At 71.2% G+C, this 22975-nt stretch carries 19 protein-coding genes; 10 read left to right on the top strand and 9 right to left on the bottom strand.

Annotated features, from left to right (window positions below; all coding sequences use genetic code 11):
• Window positions 1–81: 81 nt before the first annotated feature.
• Entirely contained in the window at window positions 82–1320 is a 1239-nt protein-coding gene (locus tag K1J60_RS15020) for an IS701 family transposase (protein WP_450165973.1), read from the top strand.
• A gap of 275 nt (window positions 1321–1595) precedes the next feature.
• On the opposite strand, the gene K1J60_RS15015 is transcribed toward K1J60_RS15020, so the two are convergent.
• A complete protein-coding gene (locus K1J60_RS15015; RefSeq protein WP_107072223.1) occupies window positions 1596–1748 on the bottom strand; it encodes a hypothetical protein in 153 nt (50 codons plus the stop codon).
• Between the two features lie 236 nt (window positions 1749–1984).
• Between K1J60_RS15015 and K1J60_RS15010 the strand changes: the two genes are divergently transcribed.
• Complete coding sequence (locus tag K1J60_RS15010; RefSeq protein ID WP_220651468.1) at window positions 1985–2890, top strand: NYN domain-containing protein; 906 nt, start codon at window positions 1985–1987, stop codon at window positions 2888–2890.
• A 64-nt stretch (window positions 2891–2954) separates the two neighbouring features.
• Here the strand turns inward: K1J60_RS15010 and K1J60_RS15005 are convergent, their stop codons facing one another.
• Window positions 2955–3830: an alpha/beta fold hydrolase gene (locus K1J60_RS15005; RefSeq protein WP_220646664.1), complete on the bottom strand. Its 876-nt coding sequence runs from the start codon at window positions 3828–3830 to the stop codon at window positions 2955–2957.
• 129 nt (window positions 3831–3959) lie between these two features.
• Window positions 3960–6314: a DEAD/DEAH box helicase gene (locus tag K1J60_RS15000; protein WP_220646663.1), complete on the bottom strand. Its 2355-nt coding sequence runs from the start codon at window positions 6312–6314 to the stop codon at window positions 3960–3962.
• Window positions 6315–6808: 494 nt separating this feature from the next.
• Here K1J60_RS15000 and K1J60_RS14995 point away from each other — a divergent pair, with 494 nt between their 5' ends.
• Window positions 6809–7585 (top strand): ferritin-like fold-containing protein, encoded by a 777-nt coding sequence (locus K1J60_RS14995; RefSeq protein ID WP_220646662.1) that lies wholly within the window; start codon window positions 6809–6811, stop codon window positions 7583–7585.
• Window positions 7586–7731: 146 nt separating this feature from the next.
• On the opposite strand, the gene K1J60_RS14990 is transcribed toward K1J60_RS14995, so the two are convergent.
• The 4 genes from K1J60_RS14990 to K1J60_RS14975 form a co-directional block, all read right to left on the bottom strand.
• Window positions 7732–8004 carry a hypothetical protein gene (locus K1J60_RS14990; RefSeq protein WP_220646661.1) on the bottom strand — a complete coding sequence of 91 codons (273 nt, stop codon included), beginning with the start codon at window positions 8002–8004 and terminating at the stop codon, window positions 7732–7734.
• 206 nt (window positions 8005–8210) lie between these two features.
• The gene (locus tag K1J60_RS14985) at window positions 8211–8438 is read right to left on the bottom strand and encodes a DUF3107 domain-containing protein (protein ID WP_009293559.1); all 228 of its coding nucleotides are present in this window, start codon (window positions 8436–8438) and stop codon (window positions 8211–8213) included.
• Window positions 8439–8602: 164 nt separating this feature from the next.
• The gene (locus tag K1J60_RS14980; RefSeq protein ID WP_033525564.1) at window positions 8603–9244 is read right to left on the bottom strand and encodes a TetR/AcrR family transcriptional regulator; all 642 of its coding nucleotides are present in this window, start codon (window positions 9242–9244) and stop codon (window positions 8603–8605) included.
• A gap of 201 nt (window positions 9245–9445) precedes the next feature.
• Window positions 9446–9664, bottom strand: coding sequence for a hypothetical protein (locus tag K1J60_RS14975; protein WP_220646660.1), 219 nt, complete (start codon window positions 9662–9664; stop codon window positions 9446–9448).
• A gap of 346 nt (window positions 9665–10010) precedes the next feature.
• Here K1J60_RS14975 and K1J60_RS14970 point away from each other — a divergent pair, with 346 nt between their 5' ends.
• The 7 genes from K1J60_RS14970 to moeZ all read left to right on the top strand — a co-directional run bounded on the left by K1J60_RS14970 (window position 10011) and on the right by moeZ (window position 19553).
• Window positions 10011–11141: an alpha/beta fold hydrolase gene (locus tag K1J60_RS14970; protein ID WP_220646659.1), complete on the top strand. Its 1131-nt coding sequence runs from the start codon at window positions 10011–10013 to the stop codon at window positions 11139–11141.
• 746 nt (window positions 11142–11887) lie between these two features.
• Complete coding sequence (locus tag K1J60_RS47155; protein ID WP_398683217.1) at window positions 11888–12913, top strand: DUF3152 domain-containing protein; 1026 nt, start codon at window positions 11888–11890, stop codon at window positions 12911–12913.
• 213 nt (window positions 12914–13126) lie between these two features.
• Entirely contained in the window at window positions 13127–15166 is a 2040-nt protein-coding gene (locus K1J60_RS14960) for a DUF3492 domain-containing protein (protein WP_220646657.1), read from the top strand.
• A gap of 221 nt (window positions 15167–15387) precedes the next feature.
• A complete protein-coding gene (locus tag K1J60_RS14955) occupies window positions 15388–16419 on the top strand; it encodes a hypothetical protein (protein WP_220651467.1) in 1032 nt (343 codons plus the stop codon).
• A gap of 195 nt (window positions 16420–16614) precedes the next feature.
• A complete protein-coding gene (locus tag K1J60_RS14950; RefSeq protein WP_220646656.1) occupies window positions 16615–17574 on the top strand; it encodes an NAD-dependent epimerase/dehydratase family protein in 960 nt (319 codons plus the stop codon).
• A complete protein-coding gene (locus tag K1J60_RS14945; RefSeq protein ID WP_220646655.1) occupies window positions 17562–18311 on the top strand; it encodes a spherulation-specific family 4 protein in 750 nt (249 codons plus the stop codon). Before K1J60_RS14950 ends, K1J60_RS14945 begins: the two co-directional genes overlap by 13 nt.
• A 63-nt stretch (window positions 18312–18374) precedes the next feature.
• Window positions 18375–19553, top strand: a complete 1179-nt coding sequence (moeZ, locus tag K1J60_RS14940) for an adenylyltransferase/sulfurtransferase MoeZ (protein ID WP_033525488.1) — start codon at window positions 18375–18377, stop codon at window positions 19551–19553.
• Window positions 19554–19666: 113 nt separating this feature from the next.
• Here the strand turns inward: moeZ and K1J60_RS14935 are convergent, their stop codons facing one another.
• Together K1J60_RS14935 and K1J60_RS14930 are read right to left on the bottom strand one after the other, a co-directional pair.
• Window positions 19667–21193 carry an alpha/beta hydrolase gene (locus K1J60_RS14935; RefSeq protein WP_220646654.1) on the bottom strand — a complete coding sequence of 509 codons (1527 nt, stop codon included), beginning with the start codon at window positions 21191–21193 and terminating at the stop codon, window positions 19667–19669.
• 119 nt (window positions 21194–21312) lie between these two features.
• Window positions 21313–22863: an alpha/beta hydrolase gene (locus K1J60_RS14930; RefSeq protein WP_220646653.1), complete on the bottom strand. Its 1551-nt coding sequence runs from the start codon at window positions 22861–22863 to the stop codon at window positions 21313–21315.
• Window positions 22864–22975: the final 112 nt, after the last annotated feature.

The raw sequence follows: 22975 nt of genomic DNA, 5'->3' as shown, positions 1-22975 counted from the left end.
CACGGACGGCTTCTGCCCGCACGCCCCTCGAAGGAGTGCCCCCGATGGCAAGGTCGCCCCGGGCCTGGGAAGCCTCCGGTCGTGATCACAGAACAGGCAGCCGAGACCTGGGACCGCGACCTGGACCACCTCTTCACCACCATCGGGCGCCACTTCGGCCGTGTCGAACCACGCCGCCGCATGCGGGACTACGTGCGCGCACTGCTCGCCCCGGTGGCCCGAAAAAACAGCTGGCAACTTGCCGAACACGCTGGCCACGCCACCCCGGACGGCCTGCAGCACCTGCTCTCCCGAGCCCGCTGGAACCCCGACGACATCCGCGACGACCTGCAGACCTACGTCGCCGAACACCTTGGCCGCCCCGACGGGGTACTGATCATCGACGACACCGGGTTCCTGAAGAAGGGCACTACATCCGCCGGAGTCCAACGGCAGTACTCCGGCACCGCCGGCCGTACCGAGAACTGCCAGATCGGCGTCTTCGCCGCCTACACCAGCACAGTCGGCCGCGCCCTGGTGGACCGGGAGCTCTACCTGCCCAAGTCCTGGACGGACGACCGTGACCGATGCCGCGCCGCCAAGATCCCCGACGAGCGGGAGTTCGCCACCAAGAACACCCTCGCGGCAACGATCGTCCGCAGAGCTCTGGCCTCGCCACTGCCGGTCGCCTGGGTCACGGCGGACGCCGCCTACGGACAGGACAACCGCTTCCGCCGGATGCTGGAAACATCCGGCGTCGGCTACGTCCTGGCCGTCCCCAAGTCCCAGTTCTCCCTGGCCGGCCCACGCATCGACAAGGCCTTCGAGCAGGCCCCCGACCAGGCATGGGAACGCCGTTCCTGCGGCGCGGGCGCAAAGGGACAGCGCGAATACGACTGGGCAGCCGTCAAGTTGCGCCCAGTGGTCGAGTACGACCACCAGGGCGGCGTGTTGATCCGTCGACGGTGGGCGCTGGCACGGCGCAGCTTGAGTCGGCCGGACGAGATCGCCTACTACCTCGGCTACGCACCGCTGGATGTCGGTGTGGACGAACTGGTGCGCGTCGCTGGCGCCCGGTGGGCGATCGAAGAGTGTTTCCAGGCAGCGAAGAACGAGTGCGGCCTGGACGAGTACGAAGTCCGCCGCTACGTGGGCTGGTACCGGCACATCACCCTGGCCATGCTCGCCCACACCTTCCTCGTTGCGATGAGCGCGCGAGCAGCCGAAAAAGGGGATCCACCGGTGAGGATGCCGCGGTCATCGAGCTCACCGTGGCAGAAGTGCGGCGACTCCTGGCAGCTCACACACCCCGAGACCTTCACACCCTCACTCACGTGTTGAGCTGGTCGCACTGGCGCCGACGACGCCAAGCGGTGGCCCGCCGCTGCCACTACCGACGTCGGGGGCACTCCTTCGAGGGGCGTGCGGGCAGAAGCCGTCCGTGACGACTTCCCGCCCGCTACACTCCCACCGCTCGACGTTTCCCCAGGTCAAGCCACGAAGTACTGCTGGAGTACTAGGCCCTGTACGCCCCGGGCACCGCGGCCCCGGGATGTCGCAGAGCCCCGTACGGCGTCGTGCCGTACGGGGCTCTGAAGTGTGAACGGATCCGCGTCCTATGAGGCGGTCGCGTCGGCCGGGCGGATCCAGAGGCGCTGCCCGATGGCGGCGGCCTGCTGCACGATCCTGTTGACGGAGGCGGCGTCCACGACGGTGCTGTCGACGGGCGTGCCGCTGACATCGTCGAGTCGCAGAATTTCGAAGCGCATGGGCTTCTCCCTTCGTCTGGTCATCCTCCTGAGGAGAACTACTGGTGGTGGCTCACGGGTCGTCGGTGCCCGTGTTCCATGAGTAGTCAACGGCATGCGTGTTACGAACATTCCCTACGCTAAGGAAATTTTTCGAGAAGCTAATTACTAGCCGTTAAGTGGAGTGGTGATATGTCTACCTGAAGGCAGGAAGACTGATCGAGACCGGTTGTGTTCGCAGCGTGACCGCCGGGACAATGGTGGTGATGAACGACGACCTCACGGCGCTCGGCGCCCGCATCGACCGTACGAACGAGCTGCTGCACCGCATGCTCGCCGAGGTGGCGAAGACGCCCTCGACACACGCGATCTTCGTCGATGCCGGGTACCTGTACGCAGCCGTGGGACGGCTCGTGGCCGGCACGGAGGACCGGCGGTCCTTCGATCTCGACGCGGAAGGTCTCATCGACGCGCTGATCGACAAGGCCCGCACGATCTTCGCGGACAGCCGGCTGCTGCGGGTCTACTGGTACGACGGGGCGCGCCGCCGCATCCATACGGCCGAACAGCAGTCGATCGCCGAACTGCCGGACGTGAAGGTCCGACTCGGCAACCTGAACGCGAACAACCAGCAGAAGGGTGTCGACTCCCTGATCCGCACCGATCTGGAGTCACTGGCACGGCACCGCGCGATCAGCGACGCGGCCCTCCTCGGCGGCGACGAGGACCTGGTCTCGGCGGTCGAGGCCGCGCAGGGGTACGGAGCGCGCGTCCACCTGTGGGGGATCGAGGCGCCCGAGGGCCGCAACCAGGCCGATCCGCTGCTCTGGGAGGTCGACAGCCAGCGGACCTTCGACCTCGACTTCTTCAAGCCGTACGTGTCACGGCGTGCCGCCCCCACGTACGACGCCCCCACCGGTACCCGTCCCACCCGTGACGACGTCCGCTTCGTCGGCGCCCAGATCGCAGCGAAGTGGCTCGCCAACCGGGGCCGGGAGACCTTGCAGGAACTGCTCCACGGCCATCCGTACCTCCCCGGCTCCGTCGACCAGGACCTGCTCGTCGAGGCGGAGGGCCTGCTCCAGTACTCGCTGCGGGGGCAGGCGGACCTGAGACGGGCGCTGCGGGACGGCTTCTGGGAGCACTTGCGGGCGCAGTACTAGGGGCTGGGCCGGGCCGGGCCGGCTGGTCCGGGTCCGGGTTCGGCGAGGGCTCGGGCCGGCGGTCTCAGCGGGCGACCCGGTCCCAGAAGCCGATGAGGGCGTCGGCCGTCGCCTGCGGCTGATCGGTGTTCGGGGAGTGCTCGGCGCCGCGGACGACGGTGCGGTGGGCGCGCAGCCGTACGGCCATGTCGTCGAGCACCGGGATCGGCCAGGTGTCGTCGCGTTCACCGGAGAGGACGTGCTTGGGCAGGTCCACGGCGGCGAGCTCGACGACGCGGTCGGGTTCCGCGCAGAGTTGGCGGCCCGTGGCGATGAGCTGGGCGGGTTTGGTGGCGAGCCAGCGGCGGCGCAGGTCGGCGCGGTCGTCCAGCCCTGCGTCGAGGGCGCCCGTGTCGGCCTCCTCCGGCTCCGGGGCCTCCATCGCCTGGATGGCGTCCCACACCTGCTCCATGTCCATCACGGCGAGGGCGTCCCGCAACAGCTTCACGCGCTCCTGCTGACTCGCCGAGATCTCGGCGGGGCCCGAGGCCATGAGGGTGAGCGAGGCGAAGAGGGAGGCGTCCATCAGCACGGCGGCGCGGGAGATCTGGCCGCCGAGGGAGTGGCCGACGAGATGCAGTCGGCCGCCGTCGCTCACTGCCTGCGCCTGGGCGAGCAGGTCCTTCGCCAACTCCGCCTGCGCGTACGGTGCTTCGTCGTCCTCGGCTCCTGGGCTCTCGTACTGGCCGCGCCCGTCCACGGCCACCGTCCGGTACCCCGCCGCCGCCAACGGCTCATGCAGCGCGATGAAGTCCTCCTTGCTCCCCGTGAACCCGGGCACGAGCAGCACGCTCCCCTTCACCGCCACCCCCGCCTCGATCACGGCGAACTCCCCACGAGGGGTACGCAATCGGTGGGCGCTAGCGCCGGGGGGCGGGGTGAACGAGGGGGGACGGCTCATGGGGGGAGCGTAACCGCACGCCGACGTGGAGGCTCGTGCTGCCCGCTCTTTCAGGGATCCCTGAAAAGGCCGAAGGCCCGGCCCCCTGTGCCAAGGGAACCGGACCTTCATGCGACAGGCGGGACGGCCTCAGCCCTCCGCGCTCTCCACCACAGCCGCAGCCTTCCGCGTACGTCGCCGCGGTGCCGGAGTCTCGGCCCCCGCCTCCTCGGCGGCAACCGAGGCCGCTGCCTTCCGCGTGCGACGCGGCTTCGTGGCCTGCTCCTCCGTCGGCTGCGCGGGAACCGCCCCCTCAGCCGTCGCCACGGCCTTGCGGGTCCGGCGGCGGGGCGCGGGTGCCTCGGCGGCGGTGTCCGTCGCCTCGGCGACGGTCTCGGCGGTCTTGCGGGTCCGGCGGCGGGGCTTGGCCGGTGCCTCTTCGGCGGCGGCCTCCTCGGCGACGGTCTCGGCGGGCGCGGCGACCTTGCGGGTACGGCGGCGCGGCTTGGTCTCGGCCTCGGGGGCCGGCTCGACCACGGACGTGCCCTCCGCCGTGTCGACGGCGGCCTCGGCGGCAGGCGTCACGGCGGCAGCGGCGGTCTTGCGGGTCCGACGACGCGGGGCCGGAGCCTCGACCGCCGCCTCCTCGGCGACAGCCTCGACCACGCTCTCGGCAGCCTCCGCCACGGCCTTGCGGGTCCGGCGGCGCGGCTTGGCGGCGGGTGCCTCTTCGGCGGCGGCCTCTTCGGCGACGGTCTCGGCGGGCGCGGCGACCTTGCGGGTACGGCGGCGCGGCTTGGTCTCGGCCTCGGGGGCCGGCTCGACCACGGACGTGCCCTCCGCCGAGTCCAGCGCGGCTTCCGCGGCGGGCGCGGCCTCGGCCACGGTAGCCGCGGCTGCCTCCACCGACTTACGGGTCCGGCGGCGGCGCGGCTTGGGGGCCTCCTCCACCGACTCGGCCGGCGCGCCCGCGACGGTGTCGACCACGGTCTGCGCCGACTCGACCGGCGCACTCTCGACGGTCTCGGTCTCGGTCTCGGTCACGGCCTCGGCGGCGGCGGGGTTCACCCCGGCGCGCGTGCGGCGGCGACGGCGAGGCGTACGGGCCTCGGACGCGTCGGTGTCGGTGCCCGGCGTCTGCGTGGTCTCCGAAGGCTCCGTGACCGGTGCGGCCTCCGGGGACGCACCGTCGACGGTGGCACCGCCACGCGTGCGGCGGCGACGACGCGGCGTACGCGCCGGGCGCTCCTGCTCGCGCTCGGCGGACGACGGGCCGGAGGAACGGCCACCACGACCGCGCGGACCACGCCCGCCCGTCTCACCGAGGTCTTCCAGTTCCTCCGCCCCCAGCCCGGCGCGGGTCCGCTCCGAGCGCGGCAGGACACCCTTGGTGCCTGCGGGGATGTTCAGTTCCTCGAAGAGGTGCGGGGAGGTGGAGTACGTCTCCGGCGGGTCGCTGAACCCGAGGTCCAGCGCCTTGTTGATGAGCTGCCAGCGCGGGATGTCGTCCCAGTCGACGAGGGTGATCGCGATGCCCTTGGCACCCGCGCGGCCTGTACGGCCGATGCGGTGCAGGTACGTCTTCTCGTCCTCGGGGGACTGGTAGTTGATGACGTGGGTGACACCCTCGACGTCGATGCCGCGCGCGGCGACGTCGGTGCAGACGAGGACGTCCACCTTGCCGTTGCGGAAGGCGCGCAGGGCCTGCTCGCGGGCGCCCTGGCCGAGGTCGCCGTGGACCGCGCCGGACGCGAAGCCGCGCTGCTGGAGCTGGTCGGCCAGGTCGGCCGCCGTCCGCTTCGTACGGCAGAAGACCATCACGAGACCGCGGCCCTCGGCCTGCAGTATGCGCGCGACCAGCTCGGGCTTGTCCATGTTGTGCGCGCGGTAGACGTGCTGCTTGGTGTTCGCGACCGTCTTGCCCGCGTCGTCCGGCGCCGTGGCGCTGATGTGCGTGGGCTGCGACATGTAGCGGCGCGCGAGGCCGATGACCGCGCCCGGCATGGTCGCCGAGAACAGCATGGTCTGGCGGCGGGCCGGAAGCATGTTGATGATCTTCTCGACGTCGGGCAGGAAGCCCAGGTCGAGCATCTCGTCGGCCTCGTCGAGGACCAGGCACTTGACGTGCTTCAGGTTCAGCTTCTTCTGGCCCGCGAGGTCGAGGAGCCGACCGGGGGTGCCGATGACGACGTCGACACCCTTCTTGAGGGCCTCGACCTGGGGCTCGTAGGCGCGGCCGCCGTAGATCGCGGTGACGCGCACGTTGCGCACCTTGCCCGCGGTCAGCAGGTCGTTGGTGACCTGGGTGCACAGCTCGCGCGTGGGGACGACGACGAGCGCCTGCGGCGAGTCGACGAGGTCCTCGGGCTTGGCGCGGCCGGCCTCGACGTCGGCGGGGACGACGACGCGCTCGAGGAGCGGGAGGCCGAAGCCCAGCGTCTTGCCGGTGCCGGTCTTGGCCTGGCCGATGACGTCGGTGCCGGTGAGGGCGACCGGGAGCGTCATCTCCTGGATGGGGAAGGGGTTGACGATGCCGACGGCCTCAAGGGCCTCGGCGGTCTCGGGAAAGATTCCGAGATCTCGGAAAGTCGTAGTCAGGGTGCTGCCTCTTCTGTGTACGCGGTGTGAGGCGAGCGCGGGGGTCGTGTCGGACCGTGCCGGGGGACGTCGGCCGCCTCACGGGCGGACCGTGTGGCACGGGACCACTGCCGACGCTCTAGCGCTCATACCGCTGAGGGGTTCCCTCCGGACGCCGTACGCAGAGTGCCGTACGGAAAAGGAGGGCTGTCGGGTCGGAGCCGATCGGGCCACCGACCGGGCATCCTCATGCGTGCGGCCTGTCGAGACACCGTCGAACTACGTCGCGGTACCAGCAGGCGCATTACCACCATACCCCGGAATCGCGCATATGCGATGGCCGATTTGGTCACGTAGTCGTTGTCACACTGAATGACGCACGACATGACGGGGCCCTTCCGCCCTGCGCGAAGCGGGCTATTGTGCGCTTCATGACCACGTCTGACAAGCCTGAGAACGCCAGCGGCGGCGAGTCCGCCGACGCCGCCGACACCACGGAGGTCACCGGGATCGCCGCCCAGAACTGGGAGCGGGCCTCGGCCGACCCGCAGTACCGCGCCGCGGTGGTGGATCTGCTGGGCGCGCTGGCGTACGGGGAGCTGGCGGCGTTCGAACGGCTCGCGGAGGACGCGAAGCTGGCGCCCACCCTCGTCGACAAGGCGGAGCTGGCGAAGATGGCGGCGGCCGAGTTCCACCATTTCGAGAGGCTCGCCGGCCGGCTCACCGAGATCGGCGAGGAGCCGACGCGTGCCATGGAGCCGTTCGTCGACGCGCTCGACGGCTTCCACAAGCAGACCGCGCCCTCGGACTGGCTGGAGGGGCTCGTCAAGGCCTACGTCGGCGACTCGATCGCCAGCGACTTCTACCGGGAGGTCGCGGCGCACCTCGACTCGGACACGCGCGGGCTGGTGCTCGCCGTGCTCGACGACACGGGGCACGCCGGGTTCGCCGTGGAGAAGGTGCGGGCCGCCATCGACGAGGACCCGCGGGTGGGCGGTCGACTGGCGCTGTGGGCGCGGAGGTTGATGGGGGAGGCGCTGTCCCAGTCGCAGCGGGTGGTCGCCGACCGGGACGCCCTGTCCACGATGCTCGTGGGCGGTGTGGCCGACGGGTTCGATCTCGCCGAGGTGGGGCGGATGTTCTCGCGGATCACCGAGGCGCACACCAAGCGGATGGCCGCGCTGGGCCTGGCCGCGTGAGCGCCTAGTCGCCGTGGGGTGCGGTGTCGTCGTGCGGATGCGGGCCTGGTCGTGGCCGGTCGCGCGGGGCCCCGCGCCCCTGGACGGGCGGCTCGGCCGCTGTCAGAGGGGCCTCCGGCAGGGGGTCTTCCGGCAGGGGGTCTTCCTCACGCCGTCGCCGAGCTGCTGCGTCGAAAGCGCTCCGTCGGGCGGAGGAGCAGGGACAGGGAGGCCGCCGCGACGACCAGTGCGCCGGTGAGCACCACCAGGTAGTTGGCGGAGCCGAGTGCCGTGTGCGTGAGGAAGGCGCCGAAGAGACCGCCGGCGGTGCCGGTCGGCAGGACCAGGGCGCGGGACGGCAGACGGTGCGGCAGACGGTAGGCGGCGGCGCAGGCGAGGACGAAGCCGAGGAGTGCGGATCCGAGTGCTTCCAAGAACATGATCGGGTTCCCTCCCGCACGGCCTGGCCTGGGCAAATCGGTCGTAGCCGGTACTACCCGCGCGGCGTGGAACGCAATCATCGTCGGTGGACGAGATGTGGGCACTCTGTGAGGCGCGTCCCATGGCGGCCATGAGACGCGGGCGTACGGAGGGGCCCGGTGGTTCACACCACCGGGCCCCCTCCGTACGCCTCTTGTGCTCTTGACTACAGCGCGCTGAAGCCCACCTTGCGGACGGTCGGCTCGCCGATGTCGACGTAAGCGAGACGGTCGGCCGGGATCAGCACCTTGCGGCCGTGCTCGTCCGTGAGGCTCAGCAGCGCCGACTTGCCGGCCAGCGCCTCGGCAACCGCACGCTCGACCTCCTCGGCACTCTGACCGCTCTCCAGAACGATCTCGCGGGGCGCGTGCTGCACGCCGATCTTGACCTCCACGGCTATGTCCCTCCGACGGTCAGTGAAATGCGCGGGCTTCCGCGCTGTACGCAGCACACATTAGCCCGGTGAGGGGACGTACACGCTCCGCCTGAGAACGCCAGGAGCGAACAGGGGACGGGAACAAATCCCCGGACCAGGGTGCGCCGTGCCGGCCGCTGGCGTCAGTGCTGGTCCGTGCCGTGCAGGGGGAAGCCCGCGATACCGCGCCAGGCCAGCGAGGCCAGCAACTGGACCGCCTGCTCGCGCGGGACGCTGCGGTCGCTGTGCAGCCAGGACCGCGCCACCACCTGTGAGAGACCGCCCAGTCCCGAGGCGAGGAGCATCGACTCCGCGCGGGAGAGGCCGGTGTCCTCCGCGATGACGTCGCGGATGGCCTCCGCGCACTCGTTGGTGACCTTGTCGACGCGCTCGCGCACTGCGGGCTCGTTCGTCAGGTCGGACTCGAAGACCAGCCGGAAGGCACCGCCCTCGTCCTCGACGTACGCGAAATAGGCGTCCATCGTCGCCAGGACCCGCTGCTTGTTGTCGGTCGTCGACGCCAGCGCACCCCGCACGGCCTGGATCAGGGACTCGCAGTGCTGGTCCAGCAGCGCCAGGTAGAGGTCGAGCTTGCCGGGGAAGTGCTGGTAGAGCACCGGCTTGCTGACTCCGGCGCGCTCGGCGATGTCGTCCATCGCGGCCGAGTGATAGCCCTGGGCCACGAAGACTTCCTGGGCGGCGCCCAGCAACTGGTTCCGTCGGGCTCGGCGGGGCAGGCGTGTGCCCCGCGGGCGCGCCGCCTCTGTCTGCTCGATGGCTGTCACGCCGCCTCCCAAGATCGTCCACATGCGGTGTGCGCCGCGCCGCCATCGTACTTTTCGGTAACCCGGGTGTGCGCGGTGCGAGCGCAGAATTTCACGGACCGGACAGCGGGGAAAGTGCCGCCTACCACATCAAACAGGTGTAGAGCGGGCAGGAGGAAGCCCTTTCTCGTTCACCGGTCGTCGTCCCTGGTGAGGATCGGGTTACCGATAGTCGTCCTCGTCCAGGGAGACCACGCGGGCCTGTTCCGCCAGATCGGCCTCGTTGGCCGCGTCCGGATCGATGTCGGTCAGTGGGTCGTCCCGGTGCTGGGCGACGTCCGCGTGCTGCTCGGCGGCATCGGCCTCGGGGGCTTCGACATCGTCGAACTCCACAGAATCCTCCTCGACGAAGGTGTCGGGATCGGTCGGATCAACGGCCATCGTGGGTTCCCCTTCCTGATGCTGCCCTGGTGCCGCCGGAACGTCCCCGGCGGCGGCGGGGGCCACGTACGGGTGCCCTCTTCGTGGGCGCGGATGCGCTGCCCACGGGCTTGCCTTGCGGACTTGCTCGCGGCCTGCCCGTGAGCGCGCTCACCGGCCCGTGCGAGAGCGCGTTTCCGAGCCTAGGAGACAGGTCATCGCGGCGCTATGCGGTCGGGCCGGGGGGGTGCTGTTCCGGCGGTGAGTGCTCCACGCCCGGTACCCCCGGAGAAGTGGCTGATTTGTGGGGTGGTCTGTGACGGCGAACACATGAGTCACTGCGTGATCGTCTCGTAACATTGCCCGCATGTCTTCGACCGAGCTGCCGTCCCTGCTGACCGCCACCGCGTCGCCGAAGGCGAGCGCCGTGCGCGTGGCACCCGGTGAGCGGCTGAGGTCGGTCCGGTTGCCGGGGATCACGCTGTCCGTGCGGTCGAGACCGTCGGCGCGCGAAGGGCTGCCGCCCGCCCTGTACGTACACGGACTGGGCGGTTCCTCGCAGAACTGGTCCGCGCTGATGCCGCTGCTCGACGGGCTCGTCGACAGTGAGGCGCTCGATCTGCCCGGCTTCGGCGACTCACCGCCGCCGGACGACGGCAACTACTCCGTCACGGGACACGCCCGCGCGGTCATCCGCTACCTCGACTCCGCGGGGCGCGGCCCCGTGCACCTCTTCGGCAACTCCCTCGGCGGCGCGATCACGACCCGCGTCGCCGCGCTGCGCCCGGACCTCGTCCGCACCCTGACCCTCGTGTCGCCCGCGCTGCCGGAGCTCCGCGTGCAGCGGACCGCCGTGCCGACCGGGATGCTCGCCCTGCCCGGCGTGTCGGCGCTCTTCACCCGCTTCACCAAGGGCTGGACCGCCGAGCAGCGCGTCCGGGGCGTCATCGCGCTCTGTTACGGCGACCCGGGCCGCGTCTCGGACGAGGCTTTCCGCAACGCTGTGGAGGAGATGGAGCGGCGCCTCCAACTTCCGTACATGTGGGACGCGTTGACGCGCTCCGCCCGAGGGCTCGTGGACGCCTACACTGTGGGCGGACAGCACTCGCTCTGGCGCCAGGCCGAGCGGGTCCTCGCCCCGACCCTCCTCGTCTACGGCCGCCGCGACCGACTCGTCGGCTACCGCATGGCCCAGCGCGCCGCCCGCGCCTTCCGCGGCTCCCGCCTCGTCTCCCTGCCGGACGCGGGGCACATGGCGATGATGGAGTACCCGGAGGCGGTCGCCGCCGCGTTCCGTGAACTGCTCGCGGATTCGGGGAGGACGCGGGGCGGGGTGGATTCGATGCCGGCGTGTTCGGAGCCGGTGGGTTCGGAGCCGGGGCCGGTCGATGTTTCGGGTGAGGGTGGTTCGGTGAGTGGCGATGGCTCGGTCGGCGCCGACGACGGTGACTCGGTTGCCGAAGGGCCGCCCAAGGGCTCGCCCGGCGTGGGGAGCTGAGGCGCGGCGTGGGACGGCACAGCCGTAAGGGGCGGGCGCCGAAAGGCGACAACAGCGATATAAGGACAGCAGCCGGGACAGCCACGTCCACCGGGACGGGCGACCGTGCGCCGGGGGCGCCGCGAGGGCCGGGCGTCGAGAGTGCGTCGGCGCCTGCGGCACAGACGAGAGCGCAGTCGCCGGAGTACGACAGGACTCCGGGGCAAGGGACCCTGGGGCGGCGGATGCCGGGGGCGGGCGGTGGTGTGCCCGGGCAGCAGGGCATGCCGCCGTTCGGTGGTGGTGCGCCCCGGCCGCAGGGGGTGCGTTTCCCTGACGGGACGCCCGCACATGGCTTCCCGCGACTGCCCGACGGCACGCCCGCACATGGCGTACCGCGATTCGCCGACGGCACCCCGGCGCACGGTTTCCCCCGCCTCCCTGACGGCACGCCCGCGCGCGGGATGACGCGTCTGCCCGACGGCACGCCGGCGCACGGCTTCCCGCTTCTTCCGGACGGCGCCCAGGCCCGCGGTTATCCGCCGAGTCGTGGTGAACACCCCGAGCAGCGTGAAGCGGGCGGGGGTTGGGGCCACCTGGGTGGTGGTGGGCGTCGGCAGGATGCCGGACACGGCGTGGCGCAAGGGCCTCCTGCGGGGGCTCCGTATGGTGGGCCGGGCGAGGCGTCACCCCATGGCGCCCCGCACGGCGTGCCTCCGGAGAGGTCGGGCCGCCGTATCCCCATTCCCCGGCAGCGGCAGGAGACCATGCCCCCCGGTGGCCCACGCCAGGCCTATCTGGACGCCTTCGACGAGGTCGACGACGTCTTCGTACCCGGCCGGACACATCGTGGTGCGCCGGGTGCCGACGACGGCCGGGTCGGGACGGCTCTGGCGGAGGAACCGCTGCGGGGGCGGTCGCCGCGACAGACGCCGCACGATCAGCCGCCGGGCGACGAGCCCCAGGCCGCCGGGGCGGCGAAGGGCGGCAAGGGGCGGGCGTTCGCCGGGATCGCGGCCGCCGCTGTCACGACCGTGCTCGTGGTGGTCGTCGGCGGACAGATGGCCGTTGGGGAGGACGACACCGCCACTCGGCCGCAGGCCGCCGACGCCGGCGAGCGCGCCGTGCGCGACGCCTCGCGCAGTGACAACCGGCCCACCCCGCCCGTTTCGCCCAGCCCGAGCGTCACCCCGCTGTCGTACGACCAGAAGATGGACAAGAAGTACCCCCTCGCGGCGGACCTGGAGGGCGGCGGGAAGTTCGAGGCGGTCAGGGGCTTCGCCAAGGCGCCGGGGGCGGGGCAGAAGTACCGCTACCGGGTCGATGTCGAGCAGGGGCTCGGGCTGGACGCGGAGTTGTTCGCCGACGCCGTGCAGAAGACCCTGAACGACGAACGGAGTTGGTCCCACGGCGGCGGCCGTACGTTCGAGCGGATCTCCTCGGGCACACCGGACTTCGTGATCACGCTGGCGAGTCCGGGGACCACCGCGTTCTGGTGCGACAAGTCGGGGCTCGACACCACCGTGGACAACGTCTCCTGCGACTCGGCCGCCACCGAGCGCGTGATGATCAACGCGTACCGCTGGGCCCAGGGTTCGAAGACGTACGGCGACCAGATCCACGCGTACCGGCAGATGCTGATCAACCACGAGATCGGCCACCGCCTCGGGTACAGCCACGTGACCTGCGACAAGAGCGGCGAACTCGCGCCCGTGATGCAGCAGCAGAGCAAGTTCCTGACCTACCGCGGGATCACGTGCAAGGCCAATCCCTGGCCCTACCCGGGGAGTTGACGGGACCTCCTCCCGTCGGCCGACGCAGTGTGATCGCGTGATCCCTTAGCGCGACCAAACGCGTCCCGCTAGTGAAAGTTACGACCGTTCACCCCTTTTGGTGGTGCGATGGACAACCGTCCGTCGCACCACTGCCTTGTCCGCATACGTTCTTCCCGCTGCGGGCCGCCGGGCGAACGGCGGCTCCTCAAACGGGAGATCGGGGGTGCACGCGTGCGCATCGGACTGCTTACGGAGGGTGGCTATCCGTATGTGAGCGGTGACGCCAGGCTCTGGTGCGACCGACTCGTACGTGGGCTGGAGCGACACGAGTTCGACGTCTACGCGCTCAGCCGGAGCGAGCGGCAGGAGGACGAAGGCTGGATCTCACTGCCGCCACAGGTCAACCGCGTCCGTACGGCACCACTGTGGACGGCCGAGGACGACGGGGTCGTTCATGGCCGCCAGGCGCGAAAGCGCTTCGCGGAGGCGTACGGCGAGCTGGTGGCGGCTGTCTGTTCGGGAGGAGCAGGCGGCGCCGACGCGGCTGGAGAAGTCCTCGAAGGTCCGGCCGGTGTTGAGGCGGACCGTTTCGGCAACGCGCTGTACGGGCTGGCCGAGCTGGCCCGGGACGAAGGCGGGCTGGTCGGCGCACTGCGCTCCGAGGCTGCCGTCCGCACGCTGGAGCGCGCCTGTCGCGCGCCGGGCGCCCTGCGAGGGGCGCGCGAGGCTCGCGTACCGGATCTGCTGGCGGTCGCCGCCCACCTCGAACGTGCTCTGCGCCCCCTCTCACTCGACTGGTACGAGGAGGACGGACTCGGCTCTGTCGACCTGTGCCACGCGGCTGCGGGCGGGTCGGCCGCGCTGCCCGGACTGCTGGCCCGTCACTTCCACGGGGTGCCGCTCCTGGTCACCGAGTACGGCGTGCCGCTGCGGGCGCACTACCTCGGGACGTCGGGAGAGGCGCCGGTACGCGCGCTCCTCGCGGCCTTCCACCGGCGGCTGACCGCGGAGGTGTACCGGCAGGCCGCCTGCCTCACCCCCGGGAACACCCATGCCCGGCGCTGGCAGGAGCGCTGCGGCGCCGACCGAGCCAGAATCCGAACGGTCTACCCCGGCATGGACGCCACCCGCTTCGCGGAGGTGGGCGAGTCGCCGGAGCGTGCGGATCCGCACACGCTGGTGTGGGTGGGCCGCATCGAGCCCGCCAAGGACCTGATCTCGCTGCTGCACGCCTTCGCCGAGGTCCGTCGGGCGGAGCCCAGAGCGCGGCTCAGGATCGTCGGAGCGGCCGCGGGGGCCGAGGCCACCGCCTATCTGGGCCATTGCAAGGCCCTCGCCGCGCAGCTCTTCCCCGACGAGGCGGACGGAGTCCACGCGGTCGGCGACAACCCCGTCTCCTTCGAGGAGGTCGGCGACCCGGCCGTCCCCGACCTGGCCGAGGCCTACGCGGCCGGTGCGGTGGTCGTGCTGTCGAGCGTCGTCGAGGGCTTCCCGATCAGTCTGGTCGAGGCCATGTTCTGTGCCCGGCCCACGGTCTCCACCGACGTGGGAGCGGTCGTGGAGGTCATCGGCGGCACCGGGCTCGTCGTCCCCCCGCGCAATCCGCGGGCGCTCGCCGAGGCGTGCGTGGCGCTCTTGCGAGAACCCGAGCGCCGTGCGCGCCTGGGCGCGGCCGCCCGCGCCCGCGCTCTCGAACTCTTCACGGTGGAGCAGAACGTCGCGGCTTTTCGTGGCATCTACCTGGAGATCGTCTCTCACGCCCCGGTACACAAGATCGTCCTCGACGACACCGGTGAACCACTGCCCTTCGGATCCCCCGCCGAGGCCCACGTCCCCGGACGCTGGACCGAGCCCCGGCCGGCGGCGAGCGGCTTCGGGGTCGCGGGGGTCGCGGGGGTCGTGGGGGTTGCCGGAGCGGCGGGGGTGACCGGGGCCGCCGCAGACGCCGGTGCGGTGGGTTCGGCTGGGGGCACCGTCGGGAGACCGCGCTGGGCGGTTGGCTCGCCTGTGCGGGCTGCGGCGCCAGTTCGGGATGCGGTGTCTGAGCGGGACCGGGTGTCTGAGCGGGACGGGGTGCCCGTCAGGGGCGCTGTTCCGGCGCAGGACGGGGCGACTCTGCGGGGTGACGTGGCTGGGAGGGACGCGGCTTCGGCGGCGGGTGCCACGCCGGCTGCTGGTTCTGTACTTGGGGCGGCGTCTGCGCGGGCTGCGGAGCGGCCTTCGGGTACCGCCGCCGTGGAGCCGGTGCCCGTGGGGGAGGGGGCGCTGTGAGCGAGCTGCGGTTGGACGGGCTGGACCGGTTGGACGGGTTGGACGGGTTCGATGCGAAGCTCCCGCCGGATGCCATGACGTCGGACGACCCCTCGGCCTCCCGGGACCTGGTCGCCCCGCCCGACTCTGTCCTCCGGGCGGTCGGCGACGGCCTCGGCGTGCCCGAGGCCGCGCCCAGGCCCGCTCCCCGCCGCGGTGCCGTGGACCCCGTGAAGGCCCTGATGCACCGTCACCGAGAGCTCTGCGAGCGGGCGGTGGACCCCTTGGAGATCGCCGCCGCGCTGGAGGCCCACGGGGTGACCGACCGGACGGCCGCCCGCTTCCGGCACCGCGACGTCTTTTCGCTCGCCGAGGAGATGTACGCGCGCGTGTCGCGTGACGGGGATGAATCCGCAGAGCGCCAGCCGGTGCCGTGCGCGTCCGGCCCGCGCGGGGGATGGGCCGTGTTCGCCCTGTTGCCGGGTGCCCTGTGCGCGGCGGCCGTCGCCGGAGTCCGGCTCACCGACGGCCAACCCCGGCTCATGGCCGCGGCCCTCGGCGCCCTCGCGGTGGCGCTCGGCCTTCGCGTGGCACTCGACCGGGGGCCGCTGCGTGCCGCGTCCGGTACGGCGGGCCGTACCCGCACCTGGACCTGCTGGCTGATCGCGTACGCCCTTCTCGGCGACGGCCTGCTCGCCGCCGGTCTCGAAGGCGGGCCCCACGGCCCCTGGCCCCTGGCCCTCGCGCCCGTGCTCGCGCTCGCGCTGTCCTGCGCTCCCGCCGTCTGGTGCGCCCACCTCCTCTCCGTACGGGCCCGTCGCAAGCTCACCGCCAGCCGGGGTCTCGCGGAGTTCGCCGAGTCCATGAAGCCCCTGATCCTCGGTGTGTTCGCACTCCACCTCGGTGCCCTGACCGCCCTGCTCACGCTGTGCGGCACGATCCTGGACGAGCCCACCGGGTACGGGGGAGCCGCGGCCCTCGGCGCCCTCCTGCTGCTCGCCCGTCTCCTCACCGCCCATGGCTTCGCCCAGGCCCCGGTCGTCGCCCTCCGCGCAGCCGCCCTCGCCGAGGCGGTCGCGCTGGGCACCGTCTTCGCCGGCCGCCTGCCCGGCTGCTCCTTCCTGGCTGCCCCCGCCGAAACCGTCGTCCACGCGTGGGGGCCCGGGGCCGTACCCGCCCTCGTGTGCGGCGCCGCCGCGCTCGCCCTGCTCGTCCACACCACCCGCACGCTGACCCGGGCCTCGGCCCATGCCCCGCCCTCCGGGGCGACCTGACCCCTCGGGCTTCGCACGACGGATCAGACCGCCGCGCGAAGCCCGAGCCCGATCGACGCGCGGGGCTTCCGTCCCGGGCGTCCCCTCCCGCGGGGCCGACACCGCGGGGCACCTCATCAGCCACGGCACCACCCCATAAGGAGAACGCCAGATGATCACCTCCCGAACCGGAGAGCCCGCCCCGGGAGCCGCCCGATGAGGGTCCTGCTGATCGGAGCCAACGGATATCTCGGCGGCTTCGTCGCCGAACGTCTGCTCGCCGACCCGGCCGTCCAGCTCACCGCGCTCGGCCGCGGCGACGACGCCGACGTACGGTTCGACCTCGCCACCGGCAGCCCCGGCGCGCTCACCCGCTTCCTGGACGCCGTCCACCCCGGAGTCGTCGTCAACTGCGCCGGCGCCACCCGGGGCGGTGCCCGCGAACTCACCCGGCACAACACCGTCGCCGTCGCCACCGTCTGCGAGGCCCTGCGCCGCAGCGGCTGCGGGGCGCGCCTGGTGCAGCTCGGCTGCGGCGCGGAGTACGGGCCGAGCCAGCCCGGTTCCTCCACCGCCGAGGACGCCGTGCCCCGCCCCGGCGGTCCGTACGGAGTGAGCAAGCTCGCCGCCACCGAACTCGTCCTCGGCTCCGGCCTGGACGCCGTGGTCCTGCGCGTCTTCTCGCCCGCCGGGCCCGGCACACCCGCCGGATCCCCGCTCGGCCGCCTCGCCGAAGCCATGCGCCGCGCCATGCAGTCGGGCGACGGCGAACTCAAACTCGGCGGCCTCGGCGTCCAGCGCGACTTCGTCGACGTCCGAGATGTCGCCCGCGCCGTCCACGCAGCCTCGCTCTCCGCGGCGCAAGGCGTGATCAACATCGGCTCGGGCCGAGCCGTACGCCTGCGTGACGCCGCGGCCGTACTCGCCCGCGTCGCCGGCTACGGCGGCGCCCTCCACGAACTGGACTCCCCGCCCAACCCCCTCAGGTCGACCATCGGCCACCCCCGTCCCGACTCCGACCACGCCGCCCCCGTCTCCTACCCCTACCCGGACGGCTGCGGCAGCTGGCAGCAGGCCGATGTGCGCACCGCCCGCGACCGGCTCGGCTGGCGGCCCCGCATCAACCTGGAGGAGTCCCTGGCCGACATCTGGATGGAGGCGGCATGCCGTATCTGACTCCCGCCCCGTCCGGCATCGCCCGCACCGGCTCAAGCCTCGGAATCGGGGTCCCCGGCTATGCCCACCCCCTCGTCGCTCCACTGGAATGGGGCGAACTCACCCGCCCCGGCACCCCTCTGCACTGGGTCGCCCTCGACGTCTCCGACGGCCCCGGCACCCGCCCCGACCGGCACTGCCTGGAGGCCGCCGGACGGTTGCGGAACGCGGGCGTCCAGGTCCTCGGCCGTCTGGACATGACCTACGGGGCGCGCGCCTTCGCCGAGCTCGCCGCCGACGCCCGCCGCTATCTCGACTGGTACCTGGTCGACGGCTTCCTCCTGGACCGCTGTCCCACCGAGTGCGGCGCCCTCGCCGAGACCGGCCGCACGGTCACCACACTCCGTGCCCTCCTCGGTGGCGGCCACATCGTCCTCGGCCACGGCACCCACCCGCACCCCGGATATGTCGAGACCGCCGACCAGTTGGTGACCTTCTCCGGCTCCTGGAGCGACTACCGGTGGTCTCAGGTGGCCGAATGGACCGCCGACCATCCACCCGAGCGCTTCTGCCACTTCGTCCACGGGGTCCCGCGCGGTCACCTCGACGAGGCGCTGCGCATCGCCCGCTGGCAGGGCGCGGCCACGATCTACTTCACCGACCGTACGGATCGCGACGGCAGGATCGATCCCTGGGAGACGATGCCCGGCTACTGGGACGAAATCGTCTCGCTGGTTGGAACGGGTGTCTCGGAATGAAAAAGGGCGTGGCAGTGTTACGGGGAGAACAACTGTAGTGATTGACCGACCAACGGAGTCCCCGTGTCGCTGCCACCCCTGGTCGAGCCCGCTTCCGAGCTCACCGTAGACGAGGTCCGCAGGTACTCCCGCCACCTGATCATCCCCGACGTCGGGATGGACGGGCAGAAGCGGCTGAAGAACGCCAAGGTGCTCTGTGTGGGCGCCGGCGGCCTGGGCTCGCCGGCGCTGATGTACCTGGCCGCGGCGGGCGTCGGGACGCTCGGCATCGTGGAGTTCGACGAGGTCGACGAGTCGAACCTGCAGCGCCAGATCATCCACAGCCAGGCCGACATCGGCCGCTCCAAGGCCGAGTCCGCGCGCGACTCCGTCCTTGGCATCAACCCGTACGTGAACGTGATCCTCCACGAAGAGCGGCTCGAGGCCGAGAACGTGATGGACATCTTCAGCCAGTACGACCTGATCGTCGACGGCACGGACAACTTCGCGACGCGCTACCTGGTCAACGACGCGGCCGTGCTGCTGAACAAGCCGTACGTCTGGGGTTCGATCTACCGCTTCGACGGCCAGGCCTCCGTCTTCTGGTCCGAGCACGGTCCCTGCTACCGCTGCCTCTACCCGGAGCCCCCGCCGCCGGGCATGGTCCCCTCCTGCGCCGAGGGCGGCGTCCTCGGTGTGCTGTGCGCCTCCATCGGTTCCATCCAGGTCACCGAGGCCATCAAGGTCCTCACCGGCACGGGCGAGCCGCTGGTCGGCCGTCTGATGATCTACGACGCGCTGGAGATGCAGTACCGCCAGGTCAAGGTCCGCAAGGACCCCAACTGCGCCGTCTGCGGTGAGAACCCCACCGTCACCGAGCTCATCGACTACGAGGCCTTCTGCGGCGTCGTTTCCGAGGAGGCCCAGGAGGCGGCCGCAGGTTCGACGATCACTCCCAAGCAGCTCAAGGAGTGGATCGACGACGGCGAGAACATCGAGATCATCGACGTGCGCGAGGTCAACGAGTACGAGATCGTCTCCATCCCGGGCGCCAAGCTGATCCCGAAGAACGAGTTCCTCATGGGCACGGCCCTGGAGGCCCTCCCGCAGGACAAGAAGATCGTCCTGCACTGCAAGACGGGTGTCCGCAGTGCGGAAGTCCTCGCGGTGCTGAAGTCGGCCGGCTTCGCCGACGCGGTCCACGTCGGCGGTGGCGTGATCGGCTGGGTCAACCAGATTGAGCCCAGCAAGCCGGTCTACTAGCCGCACAGGCCGGTTCACGGCACGCGCGCCTTCCGAGGAGGGGCTCGGCACCACGGGTGCCGGGCCCCTCTCCCCCGCCCACCTGACAGGCGCGAGCCGCTTGCCGCTCCGGTCTACGCGCAGACCTTGCCGTCCTTGGGTACCGTCCCGTCCAACAGGTACGCGTTCACCGTCGAGTCGACACAGCGGCTGCCGCTGCCGTACGCGCCATGGCCCTCGCCTTTCCAGGTGAGCATCACACCGACGCCCTCGCCCAGCTCCCCGGCCATCCTCCGCGCGCCCTCGTAGGGCGTCGCCGGATCCCCGGTGTTGCCCACCACGAGGACGGGCTCCGCTCCAGGGGCGCTCACCTCCGGCGAGTCCGTGAGACCGGGCACCGGCCAGTCGTGGCACCAGCCCGCCGTGTCCCAGCCCAGGAACTCGCCGAAGACGGGCGAGATCTCCCGGAACTCGGGCAGCAGCTTCTTTGTCTCCTCCGGAGTCGGCCGCTGCTTCTGGTCCAAGCACGATATGACCCGTTGCGAGTGGGTCGTCGTGCCGTAGTGGCCCGACGGGTCACGCTCGTTGTACCCGTCGGCCAGCGCGAGCAGCTCGGTGCCGTCGCCGTCCTCGGCCGCGTCGAGCGCGCTGGTCAGTGTGGGCCAGCTCTGCTCGCTGTAGAGCGGCAGCACGATCCCTGTGGTCGCCAGGCTCTGGGTGAGCTCGCGGCCGGACGTCGTCGCCAGCGGCTCGGCGTCGATGCGCTCCAGCAGCTTCTCGATCTTCCGGGTGCCCTCTTCGGGGTCCTGGCCCGTGGACTGCAGATAGTTGTCGAGGGCGCGCTGGAAGCCCAGGGCCTGGTTCTTCGCGTGGCCCACCGTGTCGGCGGTCGGGTCGACCACCGCGTCCAGGACCAGGCGTCCCACGTTCCCGGGGAACAGATGGGCGTAGACGCCACCCAGTTCGGTGCCGTAGGAGATGCCGAAGTAGTGCATTTTCTCGTCGCCGAGCACCTGGCGCATGAGGTCCATGTCACGGGCGGTCTCGGTGGTCGAGACGTGCGACAACAACTTGCCCGCGTCCTTCTCGCAGCCCGCGCCGAAGTCGGCCGCGTCCTTGAAGAAGACCGTCTCCTCGGCCGTGTCGTCCGGTGTGGCGTCCACCGATTCGCCCGCCTGGATCTCCTTGTCGCTGCGGCAGCGCACCCCCTCGCTCAGGGCCACCCCGCGCGGGTCCCAGCTCACCAGGTCGTACCGCTTGTGCAGTTCGCTCGTCAGGCCCGCGTACGACGGCAGCATGGAGACACCGGAGCCGCCCGGTCCGCCGAAGTTGAACAGGAGGGAGCCGACACGTTCGTCGGCGTCGCCCGTCGCTCTGCTGCGGATCAGTGCGAGCCCGATCGTTGCGCCGTCCGGTTCGGCGTAGTCCAGCGGCACCTTCAGCGTCGCGCACTGCCAGTCGTCGCCCGGCGCCGGACCCTCCGACGTCGCTTTGCAGCGCCCCCAGTCGAGTTCCTGGGACGCGGCCGAGGACGTCGGCGCGGACGCGGAGGCCTTGCCGTCGTCCTTCTCGTCGTCGGCTCCGTCGTCCGTGCCGCCGCTGCAGCCGGCGATCAGCAGCACGGCTGCGGCCAGAGCCGCCCCCCGTGTAAAACGCGCCATGAACACTTCCCCCCTCTCGAGATACCGTCCGTCGGTTGTCCCGAATGACGGTCATGCCATGGTATGCGGGCTGCGGGGAATGCCGAGATGGCCTGTGGATAACGTTCTGACCTGCAAGTTCATGGGCAGACGGTCCCGGCCTTCGGTACCTTCCCCGTCAGCAGGTAACCGTTCACGGCCGCGTGGACGCACGCGTCGCCGCTGCGGTACGCGCCATGGCCCTCCCCCTTGTACGTCAGCCCCACTCCGACCCCCGGCCCGAGCGCCTCGACCATCCTTCTCGCTCCCTCGTACGGTGTGGCCGGGTCGCCCGTGGTGCCGATCACGAGGATCGGCGCCGAGCCCGGGGCCCGCACATCGGGATGGTCGGCCGCGCCGGCGACCGCCCAGTCGGTGCAGCTGAGCATGGCCCAGGCGAGCCACTCACCGAAGACGGGCGAGGCCGCCCGGAACTCGGCCAGCCTCTCCTCCACGTGCTCGGTGGTGTAGCGCGGCTTGTCGTCCGCGCAGTTGATGGAGACGTTCGCCGCGGAGATATTGCTGTACTCGCCGTTCTCGCTGCGCCCGTTCAACGAGTCGGACAACAGCATCAGCACTTGGCCGTCCCCGTCGTACGCCTGATCCAGGCCCTCCGTCAGGTACTGCCAGAGATTCTGGGAGTACAGGGCCTGCGCGATACCGTTCCTCGCCTCGGATTCGGTCAGGTCGCGGGGGAAGACACCGGTGATCGGCTTTCTGTCGAGGTCTTCGAGCAGCTTGACGATTCGGTCCTCGACTTCCTGCTCGGTGTCGCCCACCGGGCACCCCGCCACCTGGGAGACGCAGTCCCGGGCGTAGCTGTCGAGCGCCCGCTGGAAGCCCTTGGCCTGGGCGAGCGAGCCCTGCTCCGAGGTCTGGGTCGGGTCGACGACCGCGTCGAACACGGCCCGCCCGACGTTCTCCGGGAACAGATGGGCGTAGACGCCGCCGAGTTCGGTGCCGTACGAGAAGCCGAAGTAATGGAGTTCGTCGTCGCCGAGGACGCGGCGCATGAGGTCCATGTCGCGGGCCGCGTCCGTAGTAGGGACGTGCGGGAGGGTCTTGCCGGAGTTGTCCTCGCAGGCGGAGTTGAACGTCTTCGTGTTGTCGAGGAACTCCGTCCGCTCGGACGCGTCGTCCGGTGTCATGTCCTGCTGGAAGTACTCGTCGAGTGCCTCGTCGTCCTCGCACGCGATGCCGGCGCTGCGCCCGACGCCACGCGGGTCGAAGCTCACCAGGTCGTAGCGGGTCCGCAGTTTCGCGTAGTCCTCACCGAACGACGGAAGCGTCTTGACGCCCGAGAGGCCGGGGCCGCCGAAGTTGAAGACGAGCGAGCCGATCCGCTCACTCTCGGAACCACTGGACCGGGCCCGGATCAGGGCGATGCCGATGGTGTCGCCGTCTGTCTCGTCCCAGTCGAGAGGTGCCTTCATGGTGGCGCACTGCCAGATGTCGCCGTCCGGCAGCGGTGAGGGGGCGGTGCCGCCCCCCTGGGACTCGGACGGTGCCTCACAGGTCTTCCAGCTCAGCTTCTGCGTCGCCAGGTCCCCGTCGTCCCCCTGGGCGTCGTCGCCGCAGCCCACGGCCGTCAGGGACAGCAGGGCGGCGATGGCGGTCACGGCGACGGCACGCGGTCGGGAACAGAGGGGCATGCCTCCATCCTGGAAGCGTCAGGAGCGATGCGCTCGGCGCGCGGGCCGTGCGAGTGAGCCCCGGGCGTGGCCACGCGCGCGTGGACCGCGTGAGTCGTCGAGAGGGACCTCA

The organism is Streptomyces akebiae (genome assembly GCF_019599145.1).
Lineage (GTDB): Bacteria > Actinomycetota > Actinomycetes > Streptomycetales > Streptomycetaceae > Streptomyces > Streptomyces akebiae.
Note: the sequence above shows the minus strand (reverse complement) of the source record. Positions and strands in the feature narration are given on the sequence as shown.